The organism is Rhizobium sp. TRM95796, assembly GCF_025779995.1.
In the GTDB taxonomy this organism is placed as follows: domain Bacteria; phylum Pseudomonadota; class Alphaproteobacteria; order Rhizobiales; family Rhizobiaceae; genus Rhizobium_E.
Genome location: NZ_JAOXHE010000010.1, coordinates 184,328 through 198,886, shown reverse-complemented (window position 1 = coordinate 198,886; position 14,559 = coordinate 184,328). Strand labels below are relative to the sequence as shown.

Below are 14,559 nucleotides of genomic sequence, written 5' to 3'. Positions count from 1 at the left end.
TTTCTTTCAACGTGGCGCTCTATGGACCCGGCGTAAACGCCTGGGCGATGACCGAGCGGGGGAAAGCCAGCCTCATGCGTGGCGCTCATCTCATGAAGATCGGCGCCAGCAGCATGGAGATCCACCCCGGCAAGCTGCTGATCCATTTCGACGAAATGGCGTTGCCTTGGCCGGGACAGCGCCTGCTTCCGCAACGCATCACCGGCGATATCGAGATCAGCGCTGACAGTGAGAGCGACGCCGCTTTCGCTCTCGATCCGGGTCGAGCGCATGTCTGGTCGCCGCGCCTGCCGCAGGCGCGGGCGGTCGTGCGCAGTCACGCCTTTCCCGGCGGTGGCTGGGCGGGTCACGCCTATCACGACGTCAATTTCGGCAGCCGCCCGGTGGAGCATGATTTCATGGGCTGGGATTGGGCGCGGGGCGTCGATGAAGAGAGCGGCGAGACTGTTGTCCTTTATGACGCCGAGCTTCTGCATGGAGGGCGCCGGCGCCTCGCATTGCGGTTCGGGGACGATGGTGCGCCTTCCGCGTTCGACATGCCCTCGACCAAGCGCCTGCCCAGAGGCTTTTGGGGTGTCGGCGGCGCGATCGCCTGTGACGAGGCGGGGAAACCGGAGATCGTGCGTCGTCTGGAGGATTCGCCCTTTTACCGGCGCTCGCTCGTCAACACCCGCATCAGCGGCCATCCGCTGACGATGGTGCATGAGACACTCGATTGCCGGCGGCTCGCCAATCCGCTGGTGCGGATGATGCTGCCCTTCCGCATGCCGCGGCGAACCGGATTTCAGCGCTCATCCTGATTATCCCGGTCCGCCTTCCGATCCTGCTCTTCATAGCGCTCGAGGTCGCGTTTCTGCCAGATATAGAAGCCGATCGCCAATCCGAACACGAATACCGCCTCGATCAGGCCGAAATAGGAATTAAGCAAGCTTCACCGCCTTTTCGTAGCGCTGCAGCCGCCTGATGCGATGGTCGTCTCTCGTCTTCGTCTGCAGTCCCATCAAAATCGCGGCGAGCCGTTCGAGGCCCGCCTCTTGCGCGCCGCCATGTTCGCGTTTGACAAACACGGCCGCGTCGGCAGCGGTTTCGATCAGCCATTCGACGCTCGGATCGGCCGGCGCGCTCATGGCCCGGCGCTGCGCCTCCCGGGACAAAGGCTGAGCCCGCGCGGCTTTCGCCATCAGAGCGAGCTTGCGCGGAAGCGTCGTGCGGGCGCGTTTGGTGACGCTGTCATAGCCATTGGCGGCGATGGCGTGGCCGATGTCCTGATAAGTGAGGGCGGCGGTGCGGATGGCGTGACGGCAGTCGGCCGGTAGATGTTGGATGCCGGCATGGCCGAGGGCGTAGTGGTGATCGGCCTCCACCAGCACTCGCCGCACAACGAGACCAAGTTCCGGGGAACAGCGAGGCTGCGCCAGGAAAGCCTGCGGATCGATCCCAGCCTCCTCGAGCCAGTCGGTGGGAAGATAAAGCCGCCCATTGCGGGCGTCTTCGCCGATGTCGCGGGCGATGTTGGTCAGTTGCATGGCGATGCCGAGATCGGCGGCGCGCGCTAGCGTCCAGCAGTCGTCCTTGTCCATGATCAGCGCCATCATCAGGCCCACTGTCGCGGCCACGCCGGCGGCATAGTCCTTGAGCTCTCCGATGGTCCGGTATCGGCGCCCGGATATGTCCATGGCGAAGCCGTCGAGCAGCGCGGAGGGAATGCCTTTGGGAATGGCGTGTCGATGCGCCAGCCGCCCGAAGGCGCGGTCGCAGGCATGGTCGAGCGGCCGCCCCTCATAGATGAGGTCCAGACGTTGACGCAGGCGCGCCAGCGCATCGGGCCCGCGCCCCGGCTCGTCGATCGCATCGTCGGAATGGCGGCAGAATGAGTAAAGCGCATGCGCCGCCTGCCGGATCGGCCGCGGCAGGATCAGCGAGGCGATGTGAAAGGATTTCGAGCCGCGCCGGATCGATTGCGTGCAGACGCGCAGATCCGTCTCCTGACCGGTGAAGCCGAAATTGGGACTGGCGCCCCCGCCGTTCGGCGATCGCGCCAACAGCCGGTCATCGCAGCGTAGCGCGATCCCATCCGGAAAGCCTCCCGCGCTCATGGCCGAACCTCCGTCACTTTCCCGGCGCGCAGCGACAGCGGGTCTGGAGCCAGTTCGCTGACGATGCGGGCGGAGGACAGGACGCCCGGCAGCCCGGCGCCCGGATGCGTGCCCGCGCCGCAGAGATAGAGATTGTCGAGCTCTTCGCTCTTGTTGTGCGGGCGAAACCAGGCGCTTTGCAGGAGTTTTGGTTCGAGCGCGAATGCTGCGCCCTGCCAGGACTGCAGCCTATCGCGAAAATCGATCGGCGTCGCCACTTTCGAGGTGACGATATGGGCGCCGAGGCCGGGCAAGAGCGTCTCTTCGAGCCGTTTTTCGATGCGGCGGCGATAGGTCTCCGTCATCGCCTCCCAATCCGTCGATCCGGCCAGATTGGGCACGGGGCTCAGCACATAGAAGGCGTCGCAGCCCTCCGGCGCCACAGAGGGATCCACGGCGCTCGGCCGATGCAGATAGAGACTGAAATCCTCCGCGAGGCGACGGCGATGGAAGATTTCGGTCAGCAGGCCGCGATAGCGCGGGCCGAACAGCATCGTGTGATGATAGACGTCGTCATAGCGACGGTTCGCGCCGAAATACCAGACGAACAACCCCATGGAATAATCGCCGCGGGCGATCTTCGCGTCGGTCCACCGTCGGCGCGGATGGTGTTTCAAGAGTTTGCCATAGAGCGTCGCCGGATCGGCGTTGGAGACGACGATGTCGGCCGGGATCGTTTCGCCCGAGGCGAGCCGGACGCCGGTCGCGCGCCTTTCTTCGGCGATAACAGTGTCGACAGTCTCTCCCAGCCGGATCACGCCGCCATTGCGCCGCACGAGCTTGGCGATGCCTTCGACCAGCGCGTTGGTACCGCCCATCGCGTAATGCACGCCATAGCGGCTTTCGAGATGCGCGATCAGGCAATAGAAGGAGGTCGCGGAAAACGGGTTGCCGCCGATCAGCAGCGGATGAAAGGAGAAGATCGTCCGGAGCTTCTCATTGCGGAAATGGCGCGCCACCACGGAATAGACTGAACGATAGCCTCCCAGGCGCACCATGCCCGCCAGTGTCTTCAGCGTGAAGGCGAGGCTGTGAAACGGCTGGTCGGCCAATTGCTCGAAGGCGACCTCGTAGATGCGGCGGCTCTCGTCCATGAAGCCGCGATAGCCCGCGACATCGGCCGGCTCGAAGCGGGCGACCTCCGCCTCCATCGCCGCCTTGTCGCCGGAGTAATCGAACCAACTGCCGTCATTGAAGCGGATGCGGTAGAAGGGCGTGCAGGCCCGGAGGGCAACATCCTCCTGCATCCGGCCGCCGCAATCGCGCCAGAGATCTTCGAACAGCCAGGGCGCGGTGATGATGGTGGGGCCGGCGTCGAAGATGAAGCCGTCCTGCCGATGCGCATAGGCGCGGCCGCCCGGCGCATTGAGTGGGTCGAAGACGGTGACGCGATAGCCGCGGGCGGCCAGAAGCGCAGCACTCGAAAGGCCGCCGACGCCCGCGCCGATCACCACGGCATGCGGCGCTTCCGGATCGAGGGCGCGGGCGAGATCAGGGTTGAAGCGTCCGGCGATGTTCATGCCGCATCCACTCCTTCGCTCGAGGACCGGTCGATGGCGTCGCCGATCGCGCGGCAGACGAAGCCGGGATTGCATTCATGCAGGAGATGGCCGCCGCGCTCGCTCAGCGCCAGCTTTGCGCCTGGGCACTGACGCGCCAGCTGTCGCGAATTCTCCGCCGGCACCATGGGATCGTCGCTGGCGGCAATCAGGATCGGCGGCCGCGCCAGCGCCGCGACGCAACGGTCGAAGCCGGTCAAATCCCAGGCCGCCATCATGCCGAGAGCGCCGCGCACATGACCGGACGAGGTGAGAAGACGCCGATAAAGCGCGGCCCCTTCGGCGTCGATCGGCGAACCGGTCGCTTGCAGGAGATTGCCGCCGAGCGGCGTCGACCCGGCCAGCAGCGAAAACACCGAGGCCGAGAAGGGATTGGCGAACAACAGCTTGGCCATGGGGGAAAACAGTCGCTCGCCCCGGATCGGCCGGAAGGCGCCATTGATGCCCACCACCTGCGGCTGACGCCCGCGCTCCTCTTCCGCCGCAAGCGCGATGGCGATCGCCGCGCCGGCGGAATGGCCGATGATGACATCGGGCGTGACGCCGAGCCGGCGCAACAAGGCCGTGATCGCGCGCGTCATGCCCGGCAAAGACAGATCCGTCGCGGCGCGTGGCCGCGTGAAGCCGTGACAGGGCAGATCGATGGCGATGCAGCGGCGCCGCTGACTGAGAAGCGGCAGCATGTGGCGCCAGGAATGGCTGGACGCTCCGGTTCCATGCAGCAATAGAAGCGTGGAGCCTGTCTCGGGCCCCCTGATCTGCACATGCCAGTTGAAGCTTCCGGCGTCGATGAAACGGCTCGCGGCGCGGTGCGGCCAATCAAGCCCGTCGCGGCGCCAGTCGAGCCATGTTGCGCCGCTCATCATCACCGGCTCGCCTCCATCGAGGCGTGGACGAGGTCCGACATGCGGCTGCGATCGGCCTGCCGCAGCACATGCAGCGACGCCCCCAACTGATCGGCCAAAAGGCTGACGGCCTCGCGCGGCCGCCGGGCGATGTCGATGCAGATCGACGTCACCGCATGGGCGCGGAAGAGCCGGGCGATCTGTTCCGTCTGGCGCGCCGCCAGCGGCCGATCCGCCGATCCGTCGAGCGCGATATTGCCGCTGCCGTCGGTCATTACCACGACCACCGGCGTACTCCCGCGTCTTCGGACCGAGAGCGCCAGCTCCAACCCTTTTTCGAGTCCCGAGGCGAGCGGCGTCGGGCCGCCGCCGGGCAGGTCGGCAAGCTTGCGTTTGGCGGATGTCAGCGATCGCGTGGGCGGCATCATAAGGTCGGCGCCCTTGCCGCGGAAGGCGATCAGCGAGACCTCGTCGCGCCGGACATAGCAGCGCGCCAACAGCTCTTCGATCGCTCCCTTCGTCTCGCCGAGCCGTTCGAGCGCGGTCGAGCCGGAGGCGTCAACGACGAAGATCGCGGTGGAGGGACGCAGGTGGCGGCGGCGCTGATAGCGAAAATCATCCTTGCGGATCAGGAGCCTGTCGCGCTCGCCGTGCTGCAGGCGCGTCCTGATTTCCTGCCAGGGAGCCGCGGCCCGGAGCGTGGCGACGAGATCGGGCCTGGCGTCTGGATAGGGCGCGTTGCGGCTGGCCGCATAGGGCCTTCCGCGCCTGGCGTTTTTCGCCTCGCCGCCCGCCTTGCCTGCGCGGCCAGCCATACGCGCGGCGCGTTCGGACACGGCGAGCGAAAGGCCCTCGATCGTGCCCCGTTCGATCGCTGTCTGCAGGGCTTCGAGCTGACTGGACGTCGCCGGTCGCTCGTCGTCCCGGGGCGCCGCATCGGCGGGCGGGGTAGAGCATTCGGCTTCATCCGGCTCATCGCCTACCGACGGCGTGGTCGTGTCCGGCATAGGCTCCGTCTCCGGTTCGCCATGAACGAGGCGAATGCCGAGGCAGATCCTCAGCGCCGTCAGCGCATCCTCCTCGGTCACCCGCAGCCGCCCCGAAAGCGCTGCGAGGATGCGGCTGACCTTGACCAGCCGATGCTGGACGCCGACCGATCCATTCCCGCCCGCCGCTGCGATCGTCAGGATCTGGCCGAGCAGCGCGTCGTCGATCGCGACCGCGCGCCAATCCGTGGCGCGGGCGTCGGCTTCTACAGGCAGATCCGAAACGGTCCGCCAGGCGACGCCGTCCAGATTGACGTGAAGGCCGAGCCGCTGGCCGAGGATCGACGGGATCTGTTCCTCGCACTCTACCGCCTCGTCCAGGGCGATGATCGTGAGGCGTGTCTTTGCATTGTCGTTTTGTGCCACGCCGGCGGGGACAAGCTCAGGGCGGCGGCCGGTGTCGAGGATCTCGGCGATGACGGCAGCGGCGGACGCGTCGAGCCGTTCGGCCATAGGAATGACGAGTGTGCCGCCATCGACCGCAGCGAGGATGCCGTGATCCCAGACGATCCTGCCGGTGCGGTTGGTCTCGGCAACATCGAGCCGGCCCGAAAGCGAGGCGGCGGATGCGCCCGGCGGCAGCCGCGGGACGGGACCGGGCATGAGACTTGACAGATGACGGAGATAAAGATCGCGCACCCCTCCGGCCCGCGCCGTCAGCCACAGACCGCCGATCTCGGGGCCGGCGGCGGCGAGCGCGCGGGCGGCGATCAGCGCGTCGCGCCAGCGCTCCTCGCTTTGCCGCAGCATGGCCTCGCAGACCTCGTCCTGGGTGAGGCGATCACCCATGGCCGAGCCCGTTGTCCATGGTGGCGAGCGCGCGCTCGATCCGCGGCGCAGTCCCCGCGTCATCCAGCGGATCGCGTCGCAGCCGGTGGCAAAGCACCATCGGCGCGATGTCGGCGATGTCGCTCCAGGATACCGATCCGCGCCCGTCCAGTGCGGCGGCGGCCCGGCCTGCCCGCATCAGGGTGAGTTCGCCGCGCATGCCGTCGATGCCGAGACGCATGCAGAGCTGCGACATCCGTTCGAGCACCGGATCGGGAATGGCTACCTCGCGCAGCATCTTCCGGGCAGCGACGACGCGGTTGCGGATCGCTGTTTCTCGCCGCGCCCATTGGCCGGCGAAGGCGTCGGAATCGGTCTCATAGGCGTCCCGGCGGCGGATCACTTCGATGCGCGAGGCGAGATCGTTGATCGTGCGCACGTCGACGGACAAGCCGAAACGATCGAGCAGTTGCGGCCTCAGATCGCCCTCTTCGGGATTACCGCTGCCGACCAGCACGAAGCGGGCGGCGTGGCGGATGCTGAGGCCCTCGCGCTCGACCACATTGACGCCCGACGCCGCCGCATCGAGAAGCAGGTCGACCAGATGGTCTTCGAGCAGGTTCACTTCGTCGATATAGAGAAAGCCGCGATTGGCGGCGGCCAGCAGTCCCGGCTCGAACGCTTTCTCTCCGACGGTCAGCGCCTTTTCGATGTCGAGCGCGCCGCAAACCCTGTCTTCGGTGGCGCCGAGCGGCAGGTCGATCATCGGCGCGCGGATCTTGACGACAGGCGGTTTTGGCTGTGCGCGGCAGGCGGTACAGGCCTGCTGCGGTTCGGAAGGGAGGCAGTTGTAGCGGCAGCCCTGGCGCGTCTCCAGCTTCGGCAGCAGTGAGGCGAGCGCTCTCACCGCGGTCGATTTGCCGGTGCCGCGATCACCGAAGATCAGCACGCCGCCAAGCAACGGTTCGACCGCCGCCATCAGCAGGGCTTTCTTCATATCCTCCTGCCCGACGATGGCCGTGAACGGAAATGGCGTCGCCATGGAACCCTCCTCCAAAGAGTGTCAACATACATTGACACTTTCTTGCTGGGATTAGAAGAGGAAATTGACAGTTGGCGTTGCTTTTGCCGGCATATGCCAACCGGCTCATTTCGATGTCGCCGCGACCCTGTTCGGAGGCGGCGGCGCCATCCTTTTGGCCTCGCGTAAAGAGGAAACTGGGCGATGCGCTCCCGTCGCCGCTCGCGGCGTCTGTCGTTCATGCGCGTTGTGCGGACCATTCACTCGGTGCGCCCTGTGCGGACATCCGTGGGGCGTTCTGGTCAAGACGCGGCCCAGAACGACATGCGCGGCTTGAGATAAACGCACGGTGGTCGCGCCCGATAGGCGCCCAACCGCTTGCCCCGGGCTACGACTATCGGCGAATGTACGGTCTTTGGGGAATGGGTTATTGCTTGAAGCTTGTCAATTCCGCCTCGGGACTCGGAGTGGTGGGATCGGCGTGGAGGAAAGGGCGTCCTGGCGACGTCCCATCAAGAAAGGGAGGAGTCATCGTAATGGATAAATCTTCGTCTAACGCATATTGGTCCGCCAATGTTCGCGTCATCTATATCTGCCTGGCGATCTGGGCGATCGTTTCCTACGGATTTGGGATTCTGCTGCGTCCGGCGCTGTCCGGCATCGCCGTGGGTGGAACCGATCTCGGCTTCTGGTTCGCCCAGCAAGGCTCGATCGTCGTCTTCATCGCACTGATTTTCGGATACTCGGTGTATATGAACAAGATCGACCGCGAATTCGGCGTCGACGAGCAGTAAGGCGGACCCACAATGGATCAGTATACACTCAATCTGCTGATCGTAGGCGCGTCCTTCGCGCTCTACATCGGCATCGCCATCTGGGCGCGCGCGGGCTCCACGGCCGAGTTTTACGCCGCCAACCGCGGCGTCAATCCCGTCATGAACGGCATGGCCACCGCTGCCGACTGGATGTCTGCGGCCTCCTTCATCTCAATGGCCGGTCTCATCGCAACGGTCGGCTATGGAAACTCCACCTATCTCATGGGCTGGACCGGCGGCTACGTGCTGCTCGCGCTCCTGCTCGCTCCCTATCTGCGCAAGTTCGGCAAATATACCGTCCCACAGTTCATCGGTGATCGCTTCTACAGCCAAGGCGCGCGCCTGACGGCGGTCGTCTGCCTGATCATCATCTCGGTGACCTATGTCATCGGCCAGATGACCGGCGCCGGGGTGGCGTTCTCGCGCTTCCTCGAAGTCGACGTCTCGACCGGTCTGTGGATCGCATCGGCGGTCGTCTTCGTCTACGCCGTTCTCGGCGGCATGAAGGGCATCACCTATACGCAGGTCGCCCAGTACATCGTGCTGATCATCGCCTATACGATCCCGGCGGTGTTCATCTCGCTGCAACTCACCGGCAACCCGATTCCGTGGTTCGGCCTGTTTGGGACGCATACCGAATCCGCGCTTCCGCTGCTGCAGAAGCTCGATCAGGTCGTCACCGATCTGGGATTCAACGCCTACACCAGCCAGGGCTCCATGCTGAACATGACACTGTTCACGCTATCGCTGATGATCGGCACCGCGGGTCTGCCGCATGTCATTATCCGCTTCTTCACGGTTCCGAAGGTCGCAGATGCGCGCTGGTCGGCCGGCTGGGCGCTCATCTTCATCGCGCTCCTCTATCTGACGGCTCCGGCTGTCGGCGCCATGGCGCGACTGAACATCATCGACACGATCTACCCCGGCGGCACCCAGCAGGACGCGGTTCTCTATGAGGAACGCCCCGACTGGATGCGCAACTGGGAAGTCACGGGTCTTCTGACATTCGAAGACAAGAATGGCGACGGCCGCATCCAGTATTACAACGATACTGCCGCGGGCTTCACCGAGACCGCCACGCAGCGCGGCTGGACCGGCAACGAACTGACCATCAACAACGACATTCTCGTTCTGGCCAATCCGGAAATCGCACAGCTTCCGGGCTGGGTCATCGGTCTCATCGCCGCCGGTGGTCTTGCCGCCGCTCTGTCGACCGCCGCAGGCCTGTTGCTGGCGATCTCGTCCGCCATCAGCCATGACCTGATCAAGGACTTCCTGAAGCCGGACATTTCCGAGAAGTCCGAACTCATGGCCGCGCGCATCTCGATGGCAGGCGCGATTCTCGTCGCTACGTTTCTCGGCCTCAATCCGCCGGGCTTCGCCGCGCAGACCGTCGCTCTCGCCTTCGGCCTTGCCGCTGCGACGATCTTCCCGGCTCTGATGATGGGCATCTTCTCCAAGCGCATCAACTCGCTCGGCGCGACGCTCGGCATGATCGTCGGTCTCGTGGTGACCTGCGTCTACCTGTTCACCTATCTGGGCTGGTTCTTCGTCGCCGGCACCAACATGCTCGAAAACGTTCCGGCCAACTACCTGTTCGGCATCCCGCCGACCGCGTTCGGCCCGATCGGCGCACTGCTCAACTTCGCGACGGCCTATGTCGTTTCGACGATGACCCAGGCGCCGCCCAAGCATGTGCAGGACCTCGTCGAGTCCATCCGCGTTCCCCGGGGAGCGGGCGCGGCGACCGGTCACTGATAGACGGCAACCGGGAGGGGCGAGCAGATCGCCCCTCTCGTCCCTCGACCAGACAGAGCGCCTTTGCGCCGCATGAGGGCACAGCGCATGACCCAGACGAAATCCGACGTGCTGGCGTTTCTCGAGACGGTTCACCCCTATGACAGTCTTCCTAGGAAGGAAATCGAACGGGTCTCGACTCGCTTCCAGCCTCTGTCCTTCCGGAAAGATGCGGAGATCTACCGCCGCGGTAATCCACAGCAGGGCATCTATCTCATTCGGGATGGAGCAGTCGAAATAACGGACGCCGCCAACACGGTGATATCGGAACTTGCGCCGCGCAATTCCTTCGGCGAACGCGGCCTGATGGCGGATGGCTTCGCTGTGACCACCGCCACGGCCCGCAGCGACTGCGCGCTTCTTCTGCTGCCCGCCGACGAGTTTCGGCGGCTGATGCAGGAACATGCGGTTTTCGCCCGCTTTTTCATCCGCGGGCGGTTCACAGATAGCCGTCGTGGCGATGTGTCGGTCCAGAAGGTCAGCGAGCTCATGTCGCGTCCCCCGATCGTCTGCGGTCCGACCGATACGGTCCGTTCGGCCGCAGCTCTCATGCGGGGCCGGCATGTCTCCAGCCTCGGCGTCGTCGACGGTGATCGATTTCTCGGCATCCTCACCAGCCGCGATCTGACGGGAAGGGTGCTTGCCGAAGGGCTCGACCCGGAAGCCACGCCGGTGTCCGCGGTCATGACGCCGGATCCAGTGGGTCTGAGCGCCGAAGCGCTCGGCTCGGATATCCTTCATCTGATGCTCGAGAAGCGTGTCGGTCATCTGCCCGTGGTCGATGGCGACCGCTTGGTGGGGATGATCACGCAGACGGATCTCATCCGTTTTCACGCAATCAATTCGGCGCAATTGGTTCGCGACATCTCGACGGCCGAAACGCCCGAGGCGATGCGTGCGATCACGGCGCGTATTCCGCAACTGCTCGTCCAACTCGTCGGCGGCAACAACGCGCATGAGGTCGTCACGCGGCTGATCACCGATATCGCCGACAGTGTGACGCGCCGTCTTGTCGTGCTGGCCGAGCTGGAACTCGGGCCGCCGCCGGCGCCCTATGTCTGGCTCGCCTGCGGCAGTCAGGGGCGTCAGGAGCAGACCGGCGTCAGCGATCAGGACAATTGCATTTTCATAGCTGACGGCGTCGCGCCGGATGCGATGCCCTGGTTCCGACAACTGGCGGCCAAAGTCAGCCGTGGTCTGGATCTCTGCGGTTATCATTACTGCCCTGGCGACATGATGGCGACCAATCCACGTTGGCGCCAGCCGCTCTCGGTCTGGCGCAGCTATTTCCGTGACTGGATCAATCGGCCGGATCCGACTGCGCAGATGCTGGCGAGCGTCATGTTCGATCTCAGGCCGATCTGCGGCGATCCGTCCCTATATCAGGATCTGCAGGCCGAGACGTTGGAAGAGGCGAGCCGCAATTCGATTTTCACGGCGCATATGGTCAGCAACGCGCTGAAGCATGCGCCGCCGCTCGGCCTGCTGCGAGGCTTCGCCACGATCCGAAGCGGGGAGCATCGAAACCATATAGACATGAAGCACAACGGCGTGGCGCCGGTCGTCGATCTCGGACGCGTCTATGCCCTGATGGGCAGGCTGAGGCCGGTGAACACGCGCGCGCGACTGCTTGCGGCGGAGGACGCGGGGATCATCTCCGGGCCAGGGGCCAAGGATCTCATCGCGGCCTACGATCTCATCTCGGATATGCGCCTGCGTAGTCAGATGCGGCAGGTGCGCGACGTCCGCAAGCCAGACAACTTTCTGGCGCCCTATGATTTCGGTGATTTCGAGCGGTCGCACCTTCGCGATGCCTTCGTCGTCGTCAGAACCATGCAATCGGCGCTCGCCAATGGCGGTCGAGCGCCCGTCTGAAGGAATGAAGAATGCTGTTTGAGTTGATCGCGGCGGTCGTCGCCGGTGTTGCATTGGCGGGCGTGGCGATGGCCCTGCGTTGGCTGAGCCGGGGATCCTTGCCGAAATGGATAATTCCCGCAACGGCTGGTCTCGGAATGCTGTGTTATTCGGTCTGGAGCGAATATAGCTGGTTCGACCGGATGACCACGGCGCTGCCTGGGATCGCCGTGACTTGGAAAAATCAGCAAACGGCGTTTTGGCGTCCCTGGTCCTATCTCGAGCCGGTGACCACAAGGTTCACGGCCGTCGATCTCAAAGGCGCCAAGCGCAATCCGAAGCAGCCCGGTCTGGTGATGGTGGATATTCTGCTCGTGGCGCGCTGGCAGCCGGTCAAGCCCGTCAAGGTGGTCTATGACTGCGGCAATGCGCGACGCGCCGATCTGATCGACGCCGATGTCGCCATTGCCGACGACGGCAGTCTCGTCGGGGCGGAGTGGAACAACGTGAAGCCCGACGATGCGTCTTTGAAGGTCGCATGCGCGGCCGGGTGAGGGAGCTATGCTGACGAGGATCAGCCTGCGCGGTCGTATCCTGCTCTTTTTCGTGGCTTTGGCGGCCGGCGCCCTGGCGGCCTTGGCGGTGGGCATGTGGTTCGGCTATCACCGAGCAGGCAGTCCGGACATGTTGACCGCTTTCATCCAGAGCGCCATTGCCGCCGGTTTTCTGATCCTTGCCATCGTGACGTGGATCTGGTTCCTGTTCGACACGCATCTCGCACGGCCGATCGCCAGAGTGGCGTCCGCCATGCGGGCAAGGGCGCATGCAAATGTGGCGCATGATTTCCGCGAGGAGGAGGCGCGCTATCTCGGCGAGCTCGCCGAGGCGGCGTCCGCGACGGCGGCGACGCTCGCGCAGACGAGGGGCGCGCTGGCGGAACAGGTCCAGCGGGAGACCACGAGGCTGTCTTCCGACAAAAGCAAGCTCGAGCAATTGCTTGCCGATGTTCCGCCTGCAGTCCTTCTCTGCACCGGTCGCCATCACATCGTCTTTTACAACGGCGTCGCCCAGCACCTGCTCTCGGGCTCGTCGAGACCGGTCTGCCTCGACCGAAACGTTTTCGATTATTTGAGCGAAGGCCCGATCCGCACCGCGCATCATAGGCTTTTGGAAAGCGCCGAGCCGGATGCGATCGTCGAATTCCTCTGTCTGGGGCCATGTGGACGACGAAGGCTTGCCGGGCGCATGCGGCTCGCCGGCGACAATGGTGGGGATCAGGCGGCCTATGTCATGACCCTCAGAGATGTCACGACGGAGGTTGCGGCCCATGCGGGGCGTGATGCTCTTCTCGGCGACGTCTTCGCGCTGGTTCGACCCATCGTATCGGAGTTGCGCCGGCTGGCCGGCGCGCACGATCTGGACATGATTGCCGGGGATGAAGTGTCGCCCCCGCTTCGGCGCCTGGAGACCAATCTTGCGGAATTGGAGACGCGATTCGAACGCCTGCGCTCCGACGGTTGGCCCATGGCGGCCGAGCATGCGCGGGAGATTGCCCGGCTGTTGCAGCGCGAGCTGGACAGGCGGACGCGCTCTCTCGACATCGACGTCGCAGACATTGCCCTACGCTGCAACGCTTTCGACATCGTCAGTCTGATGGCTCACCTCATCGACCGGATCAGCGAGACGAAGGAAGCCGCCGATTATCGTTTGTCTGTCGCGCCGGTCGAGGGGGCGGCCGAAGTCGCCTTGTCCTGGCAGGGGGGCAGCGTCTGTCCCGACGAGTTGAAAACGTGGCTGGACGAGCCGGTGTTCGAAAGCGGCGCGACCGGCGAGGCGATCCTGTTGGCGCATGGCGCCGCGGCCTTGGCCGTCAGAGCCGACGAAGCCCCGTCAATCTCCATACGCCTGCAACTGAGCGAGCAGCACGCGCACGGAGCGGACGTATCGAGGCATGTCGTCTACAATTTCGAACTTCTGTCGCGGATCCACGACGAGAAGCTCGCCGACGCGCGACTGGACGCCCTGACCTATGTGGTTTTCGATACGGAGACCACGGGTCTTTTACCGGAACAGGGAGACGAGATGGTTCAGATCGCCGCCGTGCGCATCGTGAACGGCAAACGTATCGGAAGCGAGGTCTTCAACCTTCTCATCAACCCGGGACGAGCAATCCCGCGCTCCGCTACGGCCATTCACGGGGTGACGGATGCGATGGTTCTGGATGCAGTCAGCGTGCGGGAGGCCGTTCGGCAATTTCATCTCTTCGCGGAAGGCGCCGTGCTCGTGGCCCATAATGCGCCCTTCGACATGGAGTTCCTTACGCGACGGGAGAGAGAACTGGGGCTGCGCTTCGTCAATCCGATCCTGGACACGGTCCTCCTGTCGGCAAGCGCCTTCGGTCGGGCGGAGACGCACACGCTCGACGCGCTCGCGGATCGCCTCGGGGTTCGCATTGAGCAAAGAGATCGTCATACAGCCCTCGGCGACGCCATAGCCACGGCCGACATCTTCATCAAGCTGAAGGATATGTTGGCGGGTCAGGGGCTCGTCCGTTTCGGCGATGTGCTGACCAAACTGCGCAGCCACCAGAGGCTCGTGCGCGACCTGAACGATCGACATGTCCGGTGAGTCGGCCCGTTTTCGACAGAAATGACATCGAACGCAGCCCAGGCGTCGGAGCTTGCATCCGGTCTTGAGCTTCAGCGCGGCGGGTTGCTGC

General features: G+C 64.6%; 12 protein-coding genes. 6 read left to right on the top strand and 6 right to left on the bottom strand.

Annotated elements, in window-relative coordinates:
- Nucleotides 1-74: 74 nt before the first annotated feature.
- Nucleotides 75-800 (top strand): carotenoid 1,2-hydratase, encoded by a 726-nt coding sequence (locus OCK01_RS20710; RefSeq protein WP_263825586.1) that lies wholly within the window; start codon nucleotides 75-77, stop codon nucleotides 798-800.
- Here the strand turns inward: OCK01_RS20710 and OCK01_RS20705 are convergent.
- The 6 genes from OCK01_RS20705 to bchI are packed head-to-tail and all read right to left on the bottom strand — an operon-like array spanning nucleotide 785 to nucleotide 7,395.
- A complete protein-coding gene (locus OCK01_RS20705; protein WP_263825585.1) occupies nucleotides 785-928 on the bottom strand; it encodes a hypothetical protein in 144 nt (47 codons plus the stop codon). The two genes, OCK01_RS20710 and OCK01_RS20705, sit on opposite strands and share 16 nt — an antisense overlap.
- The gene (locus tag OCK01_RS20700) at nucleotides 921-2,096 is read right to left on the bottom strand and encodes a phytoene/squalene synthase family protein (protein WP_263825584.1); all 1,176 of its coding nucleotides are present in this window, start codon (nucleotides 2,094-2,096) and stop codon (nucleotides 921-923) included. Before OCK01_RS20700 ends, OCK01_RS20705 begins: the two co-directional genes overlap by 8 nt.
- Nucleotides 2,093-3,655 (bottom strand): phytoene desaturase, encoded by a 1,563-nt coding sequence (locus tag OCK01_RS20695; RefSeq protein WP_263825583.1) that lies wholly within the window; start codon nucleotides 3,653-3,655, stop codon nucleotides 2,093-2,095. Before OCK01_RS20695 ends, OCK01_RS20700 begins: the two co-directional genes overlap by 4 nt.
- Nucleotides 3,652-4,560: an alpha/beta fold hydrolase BchO gene (gene bchO, locus OCK01_RS20690; protein WP_263825582.1), complete on the bottom strand. Its 909-nt coding sequence runs from the start codon at nucleotides 4,558-4,560 to the stop codon at nucleotides 3,652-3,654. Before bchO ends, OCK01_RS20695 begins: the two co-directional genes overlap by 4 nt.
- Nucleotides 4,560-6,374, bottom strand: coding sequence for a VWA domain-containing protein (locus OCK01_RS20685; RefSeq protein ID WP_263825581.1), 1,815 nt, complete (start codon nucleotides 6,372-6,374; stop codon nucleotides 4,560-4,562). Before OCK01_RS20685 ends, bchO begins: the two co-directional genes overlap by 1 nt.
- Nucleotides 6,367-7,395 carry a magnesium chelatase ATPase subunit I gene (bchI, locus tag OCK01_RS20680; RefSeq protein ID WP_263825580.1) on the bottom strand — a complete coding sequence of 343 codons (1,029 nt, stop codon included), beginning with the start codon at nucleotides 7,393-7,395 and terminating at the stop codon, nucleotides 6,367-6,369. The genes OCK01_RS20685 and bchI overlap by 8 nt, the downstream gene beginning before the upstream one ends.
- A gap of 515 nt (nucleotides 7,396-7,910) precedes the next feature.
- Here bchI and OCK01_RS20675 point away from each other — a divergent pair.
- The 5 genes from OCK01_RS20675 (at nucleotide 7,911) to OCK01_RS20655 (ending at nucleotide 14,468) form a co-directional block, all read left to right on the top strand.
- Nucleotides 7,911-8,168: a DUF4212 domain-containing protein gene (locus tag OCK01_RS20675; protein WP_263825579.1), complete on the top strand. Its 258-nt coding sequence runs from the start codon at nucleotides 7,911-7,913 to the stop codon at nucleotides 8,166-8,168.
- Nucleotides 8,169-8,180: 12 nt separating this feature from the next.
- A complete protein-coding gene (locus OCK01_RS20670; protein ID WP_263825578.1) occupies nucleotides 8,181-9,947 on the top strand; it encodes a sodium:solute symporter family protein in 1,767 nt (588 codons plus the stop codon).
- A gap of 87 nt (nucleotides 9,948-10,034) precedes the next feature.
- Nucleotides 10,035-11,861, top strand: coding sequence for a DUF294 nucleotidyltransferase-like domain-containing protein (locus OCK01_RS20665; RefSeq protein WP_263825577.1), 1,827 nt, complete (start codon nucleotides 10,035-10,037; stop codon nucleotides 11,859-11,861).
- 11 nt (nucleotides 11,862-11,872) lie between these two features.
- The gene (locus OCK01_RS20660) at nucleotides 11,873-12,394 is read left to right on the top strand and encodes a hypothetical protein (RefSeq protein ID WP_182829787.1); all 522 of its coding nucleotides are present in this window, start codon (nucleotides 11,873-11,875) and stop codon (nucleotides 12,392-12,394) included.
- A 7-nt stretch (nucleotides 12,395-12,401) separates the two neighbouring features.
- Nucleotides 12,402-14,468 carry an exonuclease domain-containing protein gene (locus OCK01_RS20655; protein WP_263825576.1) on the top strand — a complete coding sequence of 689 codons (2,067 nt, stop codon included), beginning with the start codon at nucleotides 12,402-12,404 and terminating at the stop codon, nucleotides 14,466-14,468.
- Nucleotides 14,469-14,559 lie beyond the last annotated feature (91 nt).

Coding starts and splice junctions, on each gene's coding strand:
- bchO (WP_263825582.1), bottom strand. CDS start 4,560: ATGATGAGCGGCGCAACATGGCTCGACTGGCGCCGCGACGGGCTTGAT.
- OCK01_RS20670 (WP_263825578.1), top strand. CDS start 8,181: ATGGATCAGTATACACTCAATCTGCTGATCGTAGGCGCGTCCTTCGCG.
- OCK01_RS20710 (WP_263825586.1), top strand. CDS start 75: ATGCGTGGCGCTCATCTCATGAAGATCGGCGCCAGCAGCATGGAGATC.
- OCK01_RS20695 (WP_263825583.1), bottom strand. CDS start 3,655: ATGAACATCGCCGGACGCTTCAACCCTGATCTCGCCCGCGCCCTCGAT.
- OCK01_RS20665 (WP_263825577.1), top strand. CDS start 10,035: ATGACCCAGACGAAATCCGACGTGCTGGCGTTTCTCGAGACGGTTCAC.
- OCK01_RS20660 (WP_182829787.1), top strand. CDS start 11,873: ATGCTGTTTGAGTTGATCGCGGCGGTCGTCGCCGGTGTTGCATTGGCG.
- OCK01_RS20685 (WP_263825581.1), bottom strand. CDS start 6,374: ATGGGTGATCGCCTCACCCAGGACGAGGTCTGCGAGGCCATGCTGCGG.
- bchI (WP_263825580.1), bottom strand. CDS start 7,395: ATGGCGACGCCATTTCCGTTCACGGCCATCGTCGGGCAGGAGGATATG.
- OCK01_RS20675 (WP_263825579.1), top strand. CDS start 7,911: ATGGATAAATCTTCGTCTAACGCATATTGGTCCGCCAATGTTCGCGTC.
- OCK01_RS20655 (WP_263825576.1), top strand. CDS start 12,402: ATGCTGACGAGGATCAGCCTGCGCGGTCGTATCCTGCTCTTTTTCGTG.
- OCK01_RS20700 (WP_263825584.1), bottom strand. CDS start 2,096: ATGAGCGCGGGAGGCTTTCCGGATGGGATCGCGCTACGCTGCGATGAC.